Source organism: Bacteroides sp. OM08-11 (assembly GCF_003438665.1).
In the GTDB taxonomy this organism is placed as follows: Bacteria; Bacteroidota; Bacteroidia; order Bacteroidales; family Bacteroidaceae; genus Bacteroides; species Bacteroides cutis.
This window is the reverse complement of record NZ_QSTJ01000003.1, coordinates 202273-219863: the sequence shown is the minus strand read 5'-3', so window position 1 is coordinate 219863 and position 17591 is coordinate 202273. Positions and strand designations below refer to the sequence as shown.

Here is a 17591-nt window from a genome sequence, read left to right as displayed (position 1 = left end):
TTATAAATTATTCTATCACTCCTGAGAGGGCGGTACCGTCTTCATTAAAATCACCCAGACGTACGGATATTACCTGATTATCCAACGCATCATCATGGGGCACTTCCACCCGGATATAGTTCGAAGTGAAGCCATGCATCGGAGTTCCGGGCTTGGAACGTTCAAGCAAGACAGACATGGTCTGCCCGATGTGACGGGCATAGAAAGCATGCGTCTTCTCTTCCGATAATTGCAACAATCGCTGGCTGCGACGGTGCTTGTCTTCGGGAGAAACGACATGATCTATTTTCAGAGCTTGTGTACCGGGACGTTCGGAATAACTGAATACATGGAGTTGCGTCACATCCAGCCCCTTGATAAACTCGTAAGCCTGCTCAAAATATTCGTCCGTTTCACCGCGCGTGCCTACAATGACGTCCACGCCTATAAATGCATCGGGCATCACTTCCTTCACCTTCTTCACTTTCGACGCGAATAATTTCGTATCATATCGACGGCGCATCAGTTGTAGCACTTCGTCGCTACCGGACTGCAACGGAATATGGAAGTGAGGCATAAAACGCCTGGAGCGGGCTACATATTCTATAATCTCATCCGTCAGCAAATTCGGTTCGATGGAGGAGATGCGATAGCGCTCGATACCTTCTACTTCGTCCAAAGCTTTCACCAAATCGAAAAAGGACTCTCCGGTCGTTTTCCCGAAATCACCGATATTGACACCGGTCAGCACGATCTCTTTTCCACCTTCCGCTGCAGCCTGGCGGGCTTGCTCTACCATAGAAGCAATGCTGCCGTTACGGCTTCGGCCACGGGCAAAGGGGATTGTACAATAAGAACAATAATAATCGCATCCGTCTTGCACCTTCAAGAAAAAACGGGTACGATCGCCGCGCGAACAGGAAGGAGCAAACGAACGGATATCTTTCAGGGCCGAAGTGTAGGCTTCCCCGTTTTCATGTTTCCGGAGATTACCGAGATATTGAAGCAGATCTTTTTTCTGCTCGGCACCAAGCACTACGTCCACTCCTTCTATCTTTGCTACCGTATCGGGCTTCAACTGGGCATAGCAGCCTGTCACCACCACGAAAGCATCCGGATGCTGCTTCACCAGCCGATGAATGGCTTGGCGGCACTTCTTATCCGCCACTTCCGTCACCGAACAGGTGTTCACCACACAAATATCAGCCTTTTCTCCCTTACGTGCTGTACGTACCCCGGCTTCCCGCAAAATCTTACCGATAGTAGAGGTTTCGGAAAAGTTCAATTTGCAACCCAACGTATAATAAACCGCTGTCTTATCTTGAAATATATTGGTATCTATCATGAGCATCTTCACATTTCAGGTGCAAATATATACATTATTAATCTATTTTTCCTACTTTTGCACACTCAACTAATATTTGTGCAATGATACAAGAGAACTTTATCAAACTATATGAGCATAGTTTCCGTGAGAATTGGGACCTTCCCTGCTACACTGATTATGGGGAAGATGAGAGTTATACCTACGGGCAAGTGGCACAGGAAATTGCCAAATTGCACTTGTTGTTCAAGCATTGCAGCCTTCGCCGGGGGGATAAGATTTCCATCATCGGCAAGAACAATGCCCGTTGGTGCATTGCTTATATGGCAACGATTACATACGGAGGTATCGTAGTTCCTATCCTGCAAGACTTTAACCCGAACGATGTTCATCACATCGTGAACCACTCCGAGTCGACTTTCCTCTTCACCAGCGACGCCATCTGGGAACATTTGGAAGAAGAACGGCTGACAGGACTGCGGGGAGTTTTCTCGCTGACCGATTTCCGCTGTTTATATCAGCGTGACGGTGAAACGATCCAGCGTTTCCTTAAGCATCTGGATAATGAAATGCAAGAAACTTACCCCAAAGGATTTCACCGGGAAGATGTTGTATATACCGACTTGTCGAATGACAAGATTATGTTGCTGAATTATACCTCCGGTACCACAGGTTTCAGTAAAGGCGTCATGCTTACAGGAAACAACCTCGCGGGTAACGTCACCTTCGGAATACGTACACACTTGCTGGAGAAAGGAGACAAAGTACTGTCATTCCTTCCGTTGGCTCATGCATACGGCTGCGCATTCGATTTCCTGACCGCAACTGCCGTAGGTACGCACGTCACTCTTTTAGGAAAAGTCCCTTCTCCCAAAATCTTGATGAAAGCTTTTGAGGAAGTAAAACCTAACCTGATTATTACTGTACCTCTTGTCATTGAAAAGATATACAAAAATGTTATTCAGCCTATCATTAATAAGAAACCTATGAAATGGGCACTCAGCATTCCGTTACTCGACGGACAGATTTACGGACAAATCCGCAAAAAACTGGTAGATGCTTTGGGTGGGCGTTTCAAGGAGGTAATCATTGGCGGTGCTGCCATGAACCCAGAAGTGGAAGAATTTTTTCATCGTATTAAGTTTCCTTTCACCATCGGCTACGGAATGACAGAATGTGCGCCACTCATCAGTTATGCACCGTGGAATGAGTTTGTACCGACTTCTTCAGGACGTGTGCTCGACATCATGGAAGCACGTATCTATAAAGAAAATCCGGAAGCTCTTCTCGGAGAAATCCAGGTACGTGGTGAAAACGTTATGGCCGGTTATTACAAAAACCCGGAAGCTACCAAAGAAGTGTTTACCGAAGATGGCTGGCTACGGACCGGTGACTTGGGTACATTGGATGAAAATAATAATCTGTTCATCCGTGGACGCAGTAAGACCATGATCCTCAGTTCAAGCGGTCAAAACATCTTCCCCGAAGAAATCGAAGCGCGCCTCAATAATATGCCTTTCATTCTGGAAAGTCTGGTGATTGAACGCAACAAAAGACTAGTCGCTCTGGTCTATGCTGATTACGAATCTCTGGATTCGCTGGGATTGAACCAGCCGGAAAATTTAAAAACCATTATGGACGAAAACCTGAAGAACCTGAATAATAGTGTTGCCGCTTACGAAAAAGTGAGCCAAATTCAACTCTACCCCACTGAATTTGAGAAAACACCTAAGAAAAGCATTAAAAGATACTTATATAATAGTATAGCAGAAGATTAATATGTTATTAAACATGCCAAATGCTATAGAAACAGCCTGAGCTCCAAAAAAAATATAAAAAAAGTTGGGGTTTAGAGAACAACGTATTTAAAAAGTACATACCTTTGCAACGTTTTAATAAAGCAATTGATTGTATTACGTTTTAAAAGTAAAGAAAATGAAAAAATTAGTTTTGATGGCAGTAGCTATCGTAGCAGTATCTTTCGCATCTTGTGGCAACAAAGCAGCTAACGCAGAACAAGCAGCTGCAGATTCTATCCGTATCGCTGATTCAATCGCAGCTGTAGAAGCAGCAGCAGCTGAAGCAGCAGCCGCAGCAGCAGCTGATACTGTAGCAGTAGATAGCGCAGCCGTTGTAGCTGAATAATTTCAGTACAACACTAGAGAGAATTGAAAGTCTGACGTGTATAAGCACGGACAGACTTTTTTTATGCTTTTTCTCCTCTTTTTCATTCCTCAATTGTTAAGTCTTGGTCTTATTTCACAAAAAAGAGTATTATATGTAGATAAATAGAGAAGTATAGTAGTAATACCAAATAAAAGTCGTTCCTTTGTATCAACAAAACAATAAGAGGTTTATTACGATCTGCTTTTCATTATGTTTCTACTCGATTAACCACATTGAGAATTTTCATTTCTGACTACGACTTCCTAAGATCCCCCTTTATTGAATTATTAATTTTTTATTTTTGTATTTTATGAATATGTACATTGGAAACCTTAGCTACAACGTTAGGGAATCAGATTTGAGACAAGTAATGGAAGAGTATGGAACAGTAGAATCAGTAAAACTGATTATGGACCGCAATACAAATAGATCAAAAGGTTTTGCCTTCGTAGACATGCCTGAAGCATCTGAAGCTCAACAAGCAATCAACAAATTGAACGGAGCAGAATATGTAGGTCGTCAAATGGTAGTGAAAGAAGCATTACCAAGAAGCTAAAAAGAACTCACTGACCGACAATAAGGTAAAGGACATATCCCAACGGATATGTCCTTTTTTTATTGATATCTCTACACATTTTTAACACCTTCTTCATGAGAGCTTCTAAAAAAAATCCCCCATACAAAAAAAGCCCGGTTCCATAAAACCGGGCTTTCTTATATATTATAAAGTTTTTTATACTTCTTCAGCAACTACTTCAAAAGGAATTTCTACAGAAACCTCCTTGTGCAACTTAACAATAGCCTTATAGTTACCTACTTCTTTCACTGCGTCTTTAACAACAATAATCTTACGATCGATGTTATGACCCAATTTAGCCAACTCTTCAGCAATCTGGATATTACTTACAGAACCGAAAATAGTACCAGTGGAACTAACTTTAGTAGCAATCTTCAATGATACACCTCCCAGCTTGGCAGCCAGTTCTTCAGCATCTTTTCTAATTTTTTCCAGCTTGTGAGCGCGTTGTTTCAGCTCTTCAGCCAACATTTTCTTTGCAGCCGGTGAAGCGATGACAGCTTTACCAGTCGGGATGAGGTAGTTACGACCGTAACCAGACTTTACTGTTACAATGTCGTTCTTATAACCCAAGTTTACGATGTCTTCTTTCAATATAATTTCCATACTTTCCTCCTCCTATTATTTCATCATGTCAGTTACATAGGGCAACAATGCCAAGTGGCGTGCTCTCTTCACAGCTTGAGCCACACGACGCTGGAACTTCAAAGAAGTACCGGTGATACGACGCGGAAGGATTTTACCTTGCTCATTCAAGAATTTCTTCAAGAATTCAGGATCTTTATAGTCAATGTACTTAATACCACTCTTTTTGAAACGGCAGTATTTTTTCTTCTTAACATCTACTGAGGGCGGAGTTAAATATCTGATTTCTGATTGAACTTGTTGTGCCATGATTAATCCTCCTTTTTAGTTGATTTAACACTTCTTCTTTTTGCAGCATATTCTGCAGCGTATTTATCCTGCTTGAAAGTCAAAAAACGGATAACGCGCTCATCACGACGGAAGTTAACTTCCAACTTTTCAATGACAGTAGGATCTGCATTGAACTCAATCAGCTGATAGAAACCGGTCGACTTCTTCTGGATAGGATATGCCAGCTTCTTCAGTCCCCAGTTTTCTTCATTTACAATCTCAGCACCTTCAGCAGTAAGGATGCCTTTGAATTTCTCTACCGCTTCCTTCATCTGAACATCAGATAAAACGGGAGTTAAAATGAAAACGGTTTCGTATTGATTCATACTCGTTTAATTAAAAAATAAATTATTCGTTTAAAAAATGCGGTGCAAAGGTAGGGATTTTATTTTGAACTACAAACATTTAATGTTTTTTTATGCCCAGAGGTAGGATTTATCACAGAAGTAGCTTACCTTTGCAAAGTTGTTTAAACAATAATTTCATGATAGAGCAATTCAATTTTGATATTCGATTGATTTTTGCCATACTAAATGGTAAAGTATCCGCTGCAATTAACCGTAAGTTATCCCGTAACTTTCGGCAAAATGGTCTAGAAATCACACCAGAACAATGGACTGTCCTCATTTTCTTATGGGAAAAAGATGGAGTGACACAACAAGAGTTGTGTAATGCAACTTTCAAAGATAAGCCCAGCATGACTCGCCTTATTGACAATATGGAACGTCAGCATCTGGTCGTACGTATTTCTGACAAGAAAGATCGCCGCACCAATCTTATCCACCTCACCAAAGATGGAAAAGAATTGGAAGAACGTGCACGCGTCATTGCTAATCAAACTTTAAAAGAAGCTTTACACGATATCACCATCGAAGAACTCAGCGTGAGTCAGGAAGTATTGAGGAAGATATTTTTCAATACCAAAGACTAATATCCAGTGATAAACAATTAATGATAAATGATTAACAGTACAAGTAGTTTCCATGGTATAAATGAACTCCAATATACTATTTTTCACTCCTTATTCTTCATTCTTCATTAAAATATAGTTTTTTTGCAAAAATAATTTCGCTTGTTAAAGAATTATGCTTTTCTTTGTGACAAGAATACAAGAAAATAATAATCTAATTAAAATACACACACATGAAAGGCTTATTAAAAAATCTGGGATTGATATTGATCTTGGTAGGAGCTGTAATTTTGGTTGCATGTTCTTTCACAGGTAATGTTAACAACAATACCATCTTGGGCACTTCAGCTGTTTTGGTTGTTGTAGGATTGATTTCTTACATTGCCATCAACAAGAGAATTGCTGATTGATATCAAAAAGAAGAAAATAAAAAAGACGGTTGCAATGCAACCGTCTTTTTTATTTTAGTTCCTCACAGAAAACCTGCTTTATCAAGCCTCAGCTTCCGGAGTAATCAATTTATACCCTTTACCGTGAATGTTGATGATTTCGATAGAATCGTCTTCCTTCAGATGTTTACGTAATTTAGTGATATACACGTCCATACTACGGGCATTGAAATAGTTATCATCAATCCAGATTGTTTTCAGTGCAAAGTCACGTTGCAGAATTTCATTGGCATGTGCACAAAGCAAACCCAGCAATTCAGATTCTTTGGTAGTCAACTTTGTCTGCTTTTCGGAAGTAGACAATATCTGCTTCTGAGTATCAAACGTAAACTTACCAATCTTATAAATATTACTTTCTTTGTTCTTCTTGCCGCGAACACGTCTCAAAATAGCTTCAATTCTGAAAGTCAGTTCTTCCATACTGAACGGTTTGGTGATATAATCATCCGCACCGATTTTGAAACCTTCCAGAATATCTTCCTTCAAAGTTTTAGCAGTCAAGAAGATAATAGGAATTTCAGCGTTAGCTGCACGAACTTCCTGCGCCAACGTAAAACCATCCTTCTTAGGCATCATTACGTCAAACACGCACAAGTCGTATTTATTCTTCAGGAAAGCTTTGTAGCCGGCTTCTCCATCAGGGAACAACTCAGCAGCATAACCTTTTGCCTGTAAATATTCTCTTAAAAGCATGCCAAGATTTTCGTCATCTTCGCATAATAAAATACGCAGTTTCTCATCCATATCAATCAATTTTTTAATAAAGGTAATGCAATTATAAATTTAGTTCCCACATTCAGTTCGCTTTCCGCCCGGATGGTTCCCTTATGATCCTGAATAATCTTTCTCACATAAGCCAACCCAAGCCCGAAACCTTTAACATCGTGCAGATTACCTGTATGCACGCGGTAGAACTTATCAAATATTTTTTTCAAATTTTCTTTCTTAACACCTATACCGTTGTCTTGCACGGAAATCATCAACTTACCCGATTCATTCCAAGTCTTTACCATCAACTGCAAATCAACATCCGGCCTTTTATACTTCACCGCATTATCCATGAGATTGAAAATCACATTTGTAATGTGCATTTCGTCTGCAAAGATAATCGGGTCTGTCGCTTTCAAGTCCGACTCTATCTTTCCGTTATAACGCTCCACTTTCAGAGCAAACGTATTGATAACCCCGGTAATCAATTCATTGGCATCCAGCTCCTTCATCTTCAATGTAGCCTTCTGCCGGTCGAACATTGACATCTGAAGTACTTTTTCTACCTGAAACCTCAACCGCTTCGTTTCATCATTAATGACACCCGATATATGCTGGAACATTGCCGGCGACTTACCCACTGCCGGGTCTTTCAACATCTGCGCCGCTAACGAAATGGTTGATATCGGCGTCTTGAACTCATGCGTCATATTGTTGATGAAGTCATTTTTCATCTCCGTCAGTTTCTTCTGACGGAACACAATATAAATCGTGAAAATGAACGTTATCAACAGGACAAAGGTAAATATCATCGAAGGTATCATAAAACTGACCGAATCGAAGATATAGTCCCTTTTACCCGGGAAATGTATTTTGACGATACTCATGCGTGCCGGAGGGTCATTCAGGAATAGAGGTTGAGAATAAGAACTTTCGCTTCCTTCATCACTATAATCAGAACAGCGATACACTTCTCTTCCGTTCCGGTCTATCACCTTGAAATGATACTTCAAGTCAACACCGTTATCAATCAGTCCCGATCCAAGATACTGGTCAAGGTTTTTAAAATTAACCCGTTCCTCTATCGGTCTGTCACTGGCATTATAAACCATCTGCCACGCTACCTCATCCAATAAAGCCCGTTGATACAGATAGCGGTTTTTAATAGCATCTATCATCGAGCGTGAAGTCTGAGGTATAGTCTTTGTACCATGCTTACGTGAAATCATCGCCCGGGGCAATTCCGAAGGTTTATTGGTAAATGTCTTCAACTCGATAGCCGAATATAAAGAACCATCCGGTGAAGTTACCGTAAACCGCTGCGTCTGTATAGCTCCTTGTCCTTGCGAACTCTGTTCCCACGCCTTTTTCTCTGCCTCGGAGATATCTTCCCTTAACCAACGGTCAACCTCCGCAGACTCTACATCCTTTGAAGCAGCCATTAAGGCACGCTTCACGGCCTCATCAAACTGTTCGTTCCGCATCTTCACCATTTCCTCTATATAACTGACTTGCAAATACAACAGACTGAGGAAAGAAAGACCCATCACGACACCCAAAATCCATATTGTCGACTTTTTCATAGTCACAAAATTAACACTCCCTAATTAACACTCCTAACAAATTAACCTGATTTAACCGGCTATTCTCGTTAATTAACCGTAGGTGTTTTTTTAAGTTGCATTATGAACATTATAACAAAAAAAGACACCTTTGGTTTGCAAATTTAATAAAAAATTAAACATTAACATTCACATTTCCTGATATTCCTAATCAGTGTTAATAAAAAAAAGAAGCAAGCAGCCGGGTAGTTGTCTCTCAACTACTCAACCGCTGTGCTTCTTCCTAATAGTTATTAACAGAAAGACTTATTCTTCTGTCTGTTTAGCCTCAAATTCCTTAATCAGCTTGTCTTGTACGTCACTTGGCACAAGTTCATAGCTGGCAAACTTCATTATAAACGAAGCACGTCCACCGGTCAATGAACTCAAAGCGGTAGAGTAAGAAGACATTTCCTTCAAAGGTACTTTAGCAACCAGTTTTTCATAACCGGCCTCACTGCTCATACCCATAATCATGGCGCGGCGTCCCTGCAAATCACCCATCACGTCACCCATCTTATCAGAAGGTACAAATACCTCTACATCATAAATCGGTTCCAAAATCTTCGGTCCGGCATTCTTAAATGCTTCACTAAACGCATTACGCCCTGCCAACATGAAGGAAATTTCATTGGAATCTACCGGGTGCATCTTACCGTCGTATACGATAACACGTACATCACGCGCATACGAACCGGTCAACGGACCTTGCTCCATACGAGACATAATACCTTTCAAAATAGCCGGCATGAAGCGTGCGTCGATAGAACCACCTACGATACTATTGACAAATACCAACTTGCCACCCCACTCCAATGAAACTTCTTCAGTACCTTTCACGTTCATCTTAAATTCCTGACCGTTGAACTTATACGTTTCCGGCATCGGCATTCCTTCATAATACGGTTCTACAATCAAATGGACTTCACCGAACTGACCGGCACCACCCGATTGCTTTTTATGACGATAATCTGCACGTGCAGCCTTTGTAATGGTCTCACGATACGGTATTCTCGGTTCCTCAAACTTAATTTGTAGCTTTTCATTATTTTCCAAACGCCATTTCAACGTACGTAAATGAAACTCACCCTGACCGTGAACAATCGTTTGCCGCAACTCTTTGGACTGGTCGATAACCCAAGTCGGATCCTCTTCACGCATACGGTTCAAGATGGCCATCATCTTTTCCGTATCGGCTTCATTCACCGGTTTAATGGCACGTGAATATTTAGAATTCGGATATTTGATGAAGTTGAAACGGTTCTCAGTACCCTTTCCATTCAAGGTATTACCGGTATGTACATCTTTCAACTTCACGGTACAACCGATATCACCCGCCAACATTTCTTCTACCTTAATACGGTTGGCACCGGCACAAGCATAAATCTGGGCGATACGTTCTTTGGAACCACGGTCGGCATTCGTAAAGTCGTCACCTTCGTGCACCTTGCCGCTCATCACCTTGAAATACTGCACGTCACCAATATGCGGTTCTACAGCCGTTTTGAAAAAATACAGGGAAGTCGGGCCATTCGGATCCGGTTTCACCACTTCACCACGTGTATTATGTACAGGAGGCATTTCGTCTACAAACGGAACCACATTACCCAAGAATTCCATCAAACGGCGCACGCCCATGTCCTTACCTGCACAAACACAGAATACCGGAAACATACCACGGCTTGCCAACCCCTTACGGATACCCTCGCGCATTTCATCTTCAGTCAGAGAATCTTGTTCAAAGAATTTCTCCATCAAACCCTCATCATGTTCGGCGGCAGCTTCCACCAACGCCTTATGCATTTCGGTGGCTTTCTCCATTTCTTCAGCGGGAATATCTTCAATGGTGGGTGCACCGCCTTCGGGTCCCCACGAATATTTTTTCATCAGAAGTACATCAATCAGAGAATTGAAGTTCGGTCCGGTAGCCAACGGATATTGCACCGGCACCACCTTTGAACCATAGATAGACGTTAGTTGTTCCAACACCATATCATAGTCGCACTTCTCGTTGTCGAGCTGGTTCACCAGGAAAATAACCGGTTTACCCAACTTCTCTGTATAGCGGAAATGATTTTGAGTACCTACCTCCGGGCCATATTGCCCATTCAGCAATAGAATAGCCGTATCGGTTACGTTGAGCGCAGTCATTGCAGCTCCCACAAAGTCATCACTTCCCGGACAGTCAATGATATTCAGCTTCTTACCGTTCCACTCCACATGATAAACGGTGGAAAACACAGAATAACCATATTCCTGCTCCACCGGAAAGTAATCGCTGACCGTGTTCTTGGCAGTAATCCTGCCGCGACGTTTTATAATACCACTCTCAAAGAGCAGCGCTTCCGTGAGAGTGGTTTTACCCGAGCCATCATTGCCAAGAAGGGCAATATTCTTAATTTCATTCGTCTGATATACTTTCATGATATATAAGATTTAAAGTGAATACTCAGCATGCTTCCGTATGCCATTATTTTTGTGAGCCGCAAATTAGAAATTAATCAAAAGAAAAGCAATTAATCAGCCGTGTTACTAAACAATGTTATTCAACACATCAATCAAAAGTAACGGACACTACACAAACAATCAACCAGTTTCCCTCTTTTCCCTATAAGGGAAACATGATAATCAAATGGGAGTTTAGGAGTGTCCCCCCCTAAACTCCCATTCATATATTACCTATATAATATAATAAGGTGTAAAAAAGAATACCTCATTCAAACTACACTCGAAGCACACCGTCCTGATATCTGCCCTACCCAAATTGGCAAGACCCATTTCGGTAACAATTCCCATTTTAAGGAAATACAAAATTCATACAATTGTTTGTACTACTTGCAAATAGATATGGCTTTCATTCAGTATATATACCCTTCAAATTGCCCGTTAATATAAAAATTGTTCAATGTATATAAGAAAAGTACTTTTTATAGTCAAGAAAATTTGTTTTTATAAATAATAAGTTATAATTTTAGATTGTGAATTTATATTCTTAACTTGCAAATATAAATTCTTAGGCTGAGAACTTATATTCGCAAGTTAAGAATAAAGATTTTCATTAATCAAACAGAAATTTAGAACAGTAAAGACAGAAGTTTGTCTTGTATAAGAAAAAAGTTTTGTCTTTATACAGAACATACACTATATTATATATGGCCGAATATGAAATGCAGGAGATGAACCTGCCAAACAAAGAAGGAAAACGCGTGCTTTATCCGCGCCTGGTTCAACGCGGACAGATTACAACGGAAGACATTGCAAAGAAAATAGCCCAGAAATCGACCTTCAGCAAGGGTGAAATACTGGGATTGCTGGGCGAGGTAGCTGATGAAATGGCATACCAGATGGGTGAAGGAAGATCAGTAAAACTGGAACAGATAGGAACCTTCGTTGCTTCTCTTTGCCTGCGTGACGGTAAAGAGCGGGAAACAGGCGAGGAAAAAGGAACCAGACGAAACGCACGGAGTATCGTCGTGGGAGACATCAAATTTCGCCCCGACAAAACTCTACTGGAAGAAACAAACCGGAATTGTGACCTGGAACGTTCGCAACATAAATTCCACCGTTCATCCCAACACTATACGCCCGGACAAAGGCTGGAGCGGGCTAAAAATTATTTGGCGAAACATCCGTATATGACGGTCGGCGACTACAGCGAAATTACCGGGCTGAGGAAGACTGCGGCTTCACTGGAACTGCGGCAATGGGCCGAATTACCGGACAGTGGTATCGGCAGATCCGGACGAGGTACACACAAAGTATATATCAGTAAGGAGGAATAAACAAAAAACCCGTTCCCTCTCTTCAAGGGAACGGGGAAGAAAAATGACACTTCCAGTTTATCAGAGTGGACTTTACTCTATCTCTATACTGTGCCGCACCGGTTTCAAGATAAATGTAAACTCATAATCTCCGTAAGGAAGTTGATATTCGGGGCGGGCAATACGTCCCCAACTATTCTCACAACCTAAACCGGCTTGTACTTTGTCTATGCAGAGATTTGTCAAATCGGCTTCTTCCACTTCGGGCGAATGACCTTGCTGCTTGCTCCAACCTTCGTCCAAAGACTCAATCGTATAGTGCAAAGCCGAAGCGGAGAAAGGAGCGGCGGCAATAATTTCGATACCATTACCGGCCTGGTTCAACATCTTCCACCAACGAATGTCAGTCTTTGTCCCGTTTTCTTGCGGACGGATATACGAATAGAACTGCTCGGATACACTCTGACGATAAATACCAAGATCAGTGCAATGGTTACGATCGATATAATTCTCTACCGGACCACGGCCATAGTACTCGATTGTCTCAAAGCTACGGGGCATCGGCATCTGCAAACCGAAACGGAACATATTGGATACCTTGGCATTCTTATCAGCCGTCAGCTTCTGGGTAACTTTGATGGCACCGACATTATTGACAATATAAGTCAAGTTCAGCTTGGCAGAAACTCCGGGCATTTCGTATGCCGCTTCTACGATGACTTGCTTGTTCTCGGTACGTTGATCGAATGAGACCAGTTTGATTTCGGGGTTCTTCCAGGCTACATACTTACGTTGCAGATTGGCACCGAAATCATTATCGGTAGGAGCACGCCAGAAGTTGGGGATCAAGGCAGAACCGTCTTTTATCATATCCAACCCGGCTACTTCGTATTTAGTCAGATAACCGCTATGCTTGTTGAACTCCACACGGAACACGTCACCGGAAACAATCAGATAGTTCGCGTCATTCTCTTGCACAACGGGCGCAATGACCTCGAGATTGCTCAGTTCGCAATTCGGCAAATCCATGGAAGGTGTCTTATAGGAGTTCAACGTCAACTGGTCTTTAGCTACAACATGACCGGCGGGAAGCAAACCTTCGCGGTTCTTCAGTTTATAGGAAACGTTGAGCAACCACTCGGTACATTGGCAGGTCTTACCTAAGTCCAGTTTGAGCTTAACAGTTTGTTGAGGAGCCACATTCAAATTATCCACGCGACCGCTACGGACGGCCTTTCCACCTTTCAACACTTCCCATTCCATATAATAGGCAGAAAGGTCACGGAAAAAGTTCTCATTGAAAACGTTGATTTCTCCATTCCGGATATCAGCAGGAGTAGTCCAGATATTCTGATAGTAGTAGCCGACCTCATACATGTGCGGATTGGGTACACGGTCGGGACTGATAAGTCCGTTGTTACAGAAGTTAATATCACTGGCGTCAAAACGGTTGAAGTCGCCGCCATAGGCATAAATCATCTTGCCATTTTTACCGGTCCAGCGCACGGACTGGTCTACAAAGTCCCAAATAAATCCTCCCTGATATTTAGGATACTTGCGGATCAGGTCCCAATACTCTTTGAAACCACCTTGAGAGTTACCCATGGCATGGGCATATTCGCATTGTATCAGGGGCTTAGTCATGGAATCATCTTCACAATACTTCCGGCAAGCATCATAAGTATAGTACATCGGGCAAAAGATATCGGTCTTGCCATTCTTTCCAGCCCGTTCGTATTGCACCGCACGGCTCGGGTCTTCCGATTTCACCCAATCATAGGCAGCCTCAAAGTTAGAACCATATCCTGCTTCGTTACCTAATGACCAGAAGATGATACTGGGATGATTGAAACCACGTTGTACATTACGTTGGTTACGTTCCAGATGAGCTTTCCGATAATCCGCACGTTTGGCAAGGGTTTCTTCACCATAACCCATTCCGTGAGACTCGACATTTGCTTCGGCTACGACATAGATACCATAACGATCGCAGAGGTCATACCAGAGGTTATCATCGGGATAGTGGCAAGTGCGCACCGCGTTCAGATTGAATTGCTTCATAATCTGGATATCCTGAATCATACGTTCGGGAGAAACGACGTAACCACCGTCAGGATCCATCTCATGGCGATCGGCCCCCTTAAAGAGTACCGGTTGGCCGTTTACCAATATCTGAGAGTTCTTCAGTTCTATCTTGCGGAAACCTACCTTGACGGGAATTACTTCATTCCCCCCCTGCAATGTGGCACGTAAAGTATAGAGGTAAGGAGTCTCGGCTGTCCACTTTTGTGGATTTTCCACATTCATCAGGAGCGTACCGCTACCTTTGGCGATTTCAGTGGCTACTTGTTTACCGGTAGCATCCAATAATTCAAGCTTGACATTACCACTGCCTTTCAAATCCAACTTCACACTCAACGAGCCATTTTTATAGTCTGTATCCAAATCGGGAGTGACACGGATATCCTGAATACGTTTCTTATCACGGGCATACAGATAACAGTCACGTCCTACCCCGCTATAGCGAAAGAAGTCCTGGTCCTCCAGATAAGTACCGTCACACCAACGGAATACCTGAAAAGCGACCAAATTCTTTTGCCCCGGCTTCAAGTAAGGAGTAAGGTCAAATTCAGCTTCCAGCTTACTGTCTTCACTATAACCTACGTACTTACCGTTTACCCACAGGTACATATTAGAGGTAACCGAACCGAAGTGTGCAATGATATCTTTACCTTTCCAGTTGGCCGGTACTGTGATTTCACGGCGATAGGAGCCGACATGATTGTTTACAACAGGTACCTGAGGCGGGTTATTTTTATATTGACTCCGCCAGGCATACCCCACATTCACATAGATAGGATCGCCGAAACCGTTCAGTTCCCAAACGCCGGGAACAGGAAAATCAGTCCAACCTTTATCGTTAAATCCAACTTTCCAGAAGTCGACGGGACGTGCATCGGCATCTTTCACCCAATTGAATTTCCAAGTACCGTTCAAGGTCATGAAGTTGGACGATTGTTCTTTTACTCCTTTATCAGCAGCACCAGTAGATTCATAGGCAAAATAATTGGTATGCATCGGAGCACGGTTTACGGCATTGACTTCCGGATCAATCCATTCGCTGAAGGACTGGGCATTCACAGTCAGAGCCATTGCCGCAAACAGTCCGGTAATGAGATGTTTTTTCATGATATCTATAATATAAGTTTAAATTAGTCAAGGTGTACAATCATTACACCGCCCACAAAGATAGAAGGAATAAAAAAGACTAAGGTGAATTATAGTTCAAAAATGGGTGCACATCTGTTCACTACTTGCATATAGACTCGTTTTTATGTAAAATACGAGCAAAGACAAGCCAACATTCAACTCAAGGGAAAAAATAATTGTATATTTGCCCCCCAATCAATCTAAGCTTATGGCAGGTATCTATATCCATATCCCTTTCTGCAAAACACGTTGCATCTATTGTGATTTCTACTCCACTACCCGTAGCGACCTGAAAGAGCGCTATATCCGTGCTTTGTGCCGGGAGTTGAGAATACGCAAGGATTATCTGGAAGGAGCAACTATCGAAACCATTTACTTCGGGGGCGGTACACCTTCACAACTCGATGAAGAGGACTTCCGGCAGGTGTTTGCTACTATCGAAGAGGTTTACGGCATGGAACATTGCAAGGAAATTACTCTCGAGGCCAACCCGGATGACTTGACAGAAGAATATGTAACCCGGTTACACCGTCTCCCCTTCAACCGTATCAGTATGGGAATACAAACCTTCGATGATGTAACTTTGAAATTACTGAACCGCCGCCATAACGCCATGCAAGCCATTGAAGCCGTAGACCGTTGCCGCCGTGCCGGATTTGAAAATATCAGTATCGACCTCATCTACGGATTGCCGGGCGAAACGGATGAACGTTGGGAACGTGACTTGAAGCAAGCGGTCAGTCTCAATGTGGAGCATATTTCCGCCTATCATCTGACGTATGAGGAAGGGACACGTATCTATGAATTACTGCAAGCCCACCGTATCCGGGAAGTGGATGAAGAAAGCAGTGTACGCTTTTTTTCTGTCCTGATAGATACTCTTGACGCTGCCGGATATGAGCATTATGAGATATCCAACTTCTGCCGACCGGGCAAATATTCCCGTCATAACACTTCTTATTGGAAAGGTATTCCTTATCTGGGTTGCGGTCCGGCGGCACACTCATTCAACACTCATACCCGTGAGTGGAATGTGGCGTCTTTGGAAGAATATATGCAGGGTATAGAAACAGACCGGCGGAAGTTTGAAACGGAATACCGGGACAAGACGACTTGCTACAATGAGTGTATCATGACTTGCATCCGTACCCTATGGGGGATATCTTTGAAATATATAGAAATGGAGTTCGGCACAGAGATGTGGAAATACTGCATGGATATGGCAACTCCTTATCTGGAAAGCGGGAAACTGAAAATACAAGATAATCATCTTTGCCTGACGCGTGAAGGGATTTTTATTTCGGACGGTATTATAAGCGACCTGATGTTCATCGAAGAATAAGACTGTTTATAAAGAAACGAGATAATATAGCATGACATGACCGAACAAGAAGTCAGACGATACCTCCGTCAAATGAAGGATGAAGACTCGCAGCGAGCCTTCCGGGAGTTCTATGACCTGACATACGACCGGTTGTTCCGTATTGCTTTCTACTACGTGAAACATGAAGAATGGGCACAGGAGATTGTTCTGGATGTCTTTATACGACTTTGGGAACAGCGTAACACGCTGACGGAAGTACGTAATATTGAAGATTATTGCTTTATCCTCGTAAAGAATGCATCCCTGAACTATCTGGAAAAGGAAACCCGGCATGCCACTGTATCCGCCGACCAATTGCCCGAACCTGCCGTACAGGCAGACTCACCGGAAGACACCCTTATCAGTGAAGAACTTTTCGCACGTTATGTCAAAGCCCTCGACCGATTGCCGGAACGTTGCAGGGAGGTATTTATCCGCATACGGGAGGAAAAACAAAGTTATGCTCAAGTTGCGGAAGAACTGAGTATCAGTACAAAAACGGTAGATGCACAACTGCAAAAAGCTATCACACGACTGAAGGAGATGCTGCTGAATGCGGAGTGATATAGATGAAAAAAAATGCAATTTTGAGTAGGGAGTTTTTCCAAAGTGCCTGTCTTTACTTATG

The 17591-nt window shown here is 42.5% G+C and carries 16 protein-coding genes; 8 read left to right on the top strand and 8 right to left on the bottom strand.

Features of this window, described 5'->3' with window-relative positions:
- Window positions 1-7: 7 nt before the first annotated feature.
- On the bottom strand, window positions 8-1324 hold the full coding sequence (gene mtaB, locus DXC10_RS07495) for a tRNA (N(6)-L-threonylcarbamoyladenosine(37)-C(2))-methylthiotransferase MtaB (RefSeq protein WP_117737675.1): 1317 nt from the start codon (window positions 1322-1324) through the stop codon (window positions 8-10).
- Window positions 1325-1407: 83 nt separating this feature from the next.
- On the opposite strand from mtaB, the gene DXC10_RS07490 reads away from it, so the two are divergent.
- The 3 genes from DXC10_RS07490 to DXC10_RS07475 all read left to right on the top strand — a co-directional run bounded on the left by DXC10_RS07490 (window position 1408) and on the right by DXC10_RS07475 (window position 4025).
- Complete coding sequence (locus tag DXC10_RS07490) at window positions 1408-3081, top strand: long-chain fatty acid--CoA ligase (protein WP_101543812.1); 1674 nt, start codon at window positions 1408-1410, stop codon at window positions 3079-3081.
- A 157-nt stretch (window positions 3082-3238) separates the two neighbouring features.
- Window positions 3239-3448: a hypothetical protein gene (locus DXC10_RS07480; RefSeq protein WP_101543809.1), complete on the top strand. Its 210-nt coding sequence runs from the start codon at window positions 3239-3241 to the stop codon at window positions 3446-3448.
- A gap of 331 nt (window positions 3449-3779) precedes the next feature.
- Window positions 3780-4025 carry an RNA-binding protein gene (locus DXC10_RS07475; protein ID WP_101543806.1) on the top strand — a complete coding sequence of 82 codons (246 nt, stop codon included), beginning with the start codon at window positions 3780-3782 and terminating at the stop codon, window positions 4023-4025.
- 177 nt (window positions 4026-4202) lie between these two features.
- On the opposite strand, the gene rplI is transcribed toward DXC10_RS07475, so the two are convergent.
- The 3 genes from rplI to rpsF are packed head-to-tail and all read right to left on the bottom strand — an operon-like array spanning window position 4203 to window position 5287.
- Window positions 4203-4652 carry a 50S ribosomal protein L9 gene (gene rplI, locus DXC10_RS07470; RefSeq protein ID WP_117737617.1) on the bottom strand — a complete coding sequence of 150 codons (450 nt, stop codon included), beginning with the start codon at window positions 4650-4652 and terminating at the stop codon, window positions 4203-4205.
- A gap of 15 nt (window positions 4653-4667) precedes the next feature.
- Window positions 4668-4940, bottom strand: coding sequence for a 30S ribosomal protein S18 (rpsR, locus tag DXC10_RS07465; RefSeq protein WP_004288442.1), 273 nt, complete (start codon window positions 4938-4940; stop codon window positions 4668-4670).
- Between the two features lie 2 nt (window positions 4941-4942).
- Window positions 4943-5287 (bottom strand): 30S ribosomal protein S6, encoded by a 345-nt coding sequence (rpsF, locus tag DXC10_RS07460; RefSeq protein ID WP_101543800.1) that lies wholly within the window; start codon window positions 5285-5287, stop codon window positions 4943-4945.
- Window positions 5288-5445: 158 nt separating this feature from the next.
- On the opposite strand from rpsF, the gene DXC10_RS07455 reads away from it, so the two are divergent.
- Together DXC10_RS07455 and DXC10_RS16400 are read left to right on the top strand one after the other, a co-directional pair.
- Window positions 5446-5892 carry a MarR family winged helix-turn-helix transcriptional regulator gene (locus tag DXC10_RS07455; protein ID WP_101543797.1) on the top strand — a complete coding sequence of 149 codons (447 nt, stop codon included), beginning with the start codon at window positions 5446-5448 and terminating at the stop codon, window positions 5890-5892.
- 212 nt (window positions 5893-6104) lie between these two features.
- Window positions 6105-6281 carry a hypothetical protein gene (locus tag DXC10_RS16400; RefSeq protein WP_180949210.1) on the top strand — a complete coding sequence of 59 codons (177 nt, stop codon included), beginning with the start codon at window positions 6105-6107 and terminating at the stop codon, window positions 6279-6281.
- 81 nt (window positions 6282-6362) lie between these two features.
- Here DXC10_RS16400 and DXC10_RS07450 read toward each other — a convergent pair whose 3' ends face one another.
- The 3 genes from DXC10_RS07450 to DXC10_RS07440 form a co-directional block, all read right to left on the bottom strand.
- On the bottom strand, window positions 6363-7064 hold the full coding sequence (locus DXC10_RS07450; RefSeq protein ID WP_101544225.1) for a response regulator transcription factor: 702 nt from the start codon (window positions 7062-7064) through the stop codon (window positions 6363-6365).
- Window positions 7065-7069: 5 nt separating this feature from the next.
- On the bottom strand, window positions 7070-8611 hold the full coding sequence (locus DXC10_RS07445) for a sensor histidine kinase KdpD (RefSeq protein ID WP_101543795.1): 1542 nt from the start codon (window positions 8609-8611) through the stop codon (window positions 7070-7072).
- 285 nt (window positions 8612-8896) lie between these two features.
- Window positions 8897-11053: a translation factor GTPase family protein gene (locus DXC10_RS07440; protein WP_101543793.1), complete on the bottom strand. Its 2157-nt coding sequence runs from the start codon at window positions 11051-11053 to the stop codon at window positions 8897-8899.
- Window positions 11054-11781: 728 nt separating this feature from the next.
- Here DXC10_RS07440 and DXC10_RS07435 point away from each other — a divergent pair.
- Window positions 11782-12411 carry an HU family DNA-binding protein gene (locus DXC10_RS07435; RefSeq protein ID WP_101543791.1) on the top strand — a complete coding sequence of 210 codons (630 nt, stop codon included), beginning with the start codon at window positions 11782-11784 and terminating at the stop codon, window positions 12409-12411.
- A gap of 72 nt (window positions 12412-12483) precedes the next feature.
- Here DXC10_RS07435 and DXC10_RS07430 read toward each other — a convergent pair whose 3' ends face one another.
- Window positions 12484-15579 carry a glycoside hydrolase family 2 TIM barrel-domain containing protein gene (locus DXC10_RS07430; protein WP_117737616.1) on the bottom strand — a complete coding sequence of 1032 codons (3096 nt, stop codon included), beginning with the start codon at window positions 15577-15579 and terminating at the stop codon, window positions 12484-12486.
- Between the two features lie 229 nt (window positions 15580-15808).
- Between DXC10_RS07430 and hemW the strand changes: the two genes are divergently transcribed.
- Together hemW and DXC10_RS07420 are read left to right on the top strand one after the other, a co-directional pair.
- Window positions 15809-16942, top strand: a complete 1134-nt coding sequence (hemW, locus tag DXC10_RS07425; RefSeq protein ID WP_117737615.1) for a radical SAM family heme chaperone HemW — start codon at window positions 15809-15811, stop codon at window positions 16940-16942.
- A 36-nt stretch (window positions 16943-16978) separates the two neighbouring features.
- Window positions 16979-17527 (top strand): RNA polymerase sigma-70 factor, encoded by a 549-nt coding sequence (locus tag DXC10_RS07420; RefSeq protein ID WP_117737614.1) that lies wholly within the window; start codon window positions 16979-16981, stop codon window positions 17525-17527.
- The last annotated feature ends 64 nt before the right edge of the window (window positions 17528-17591 follow it).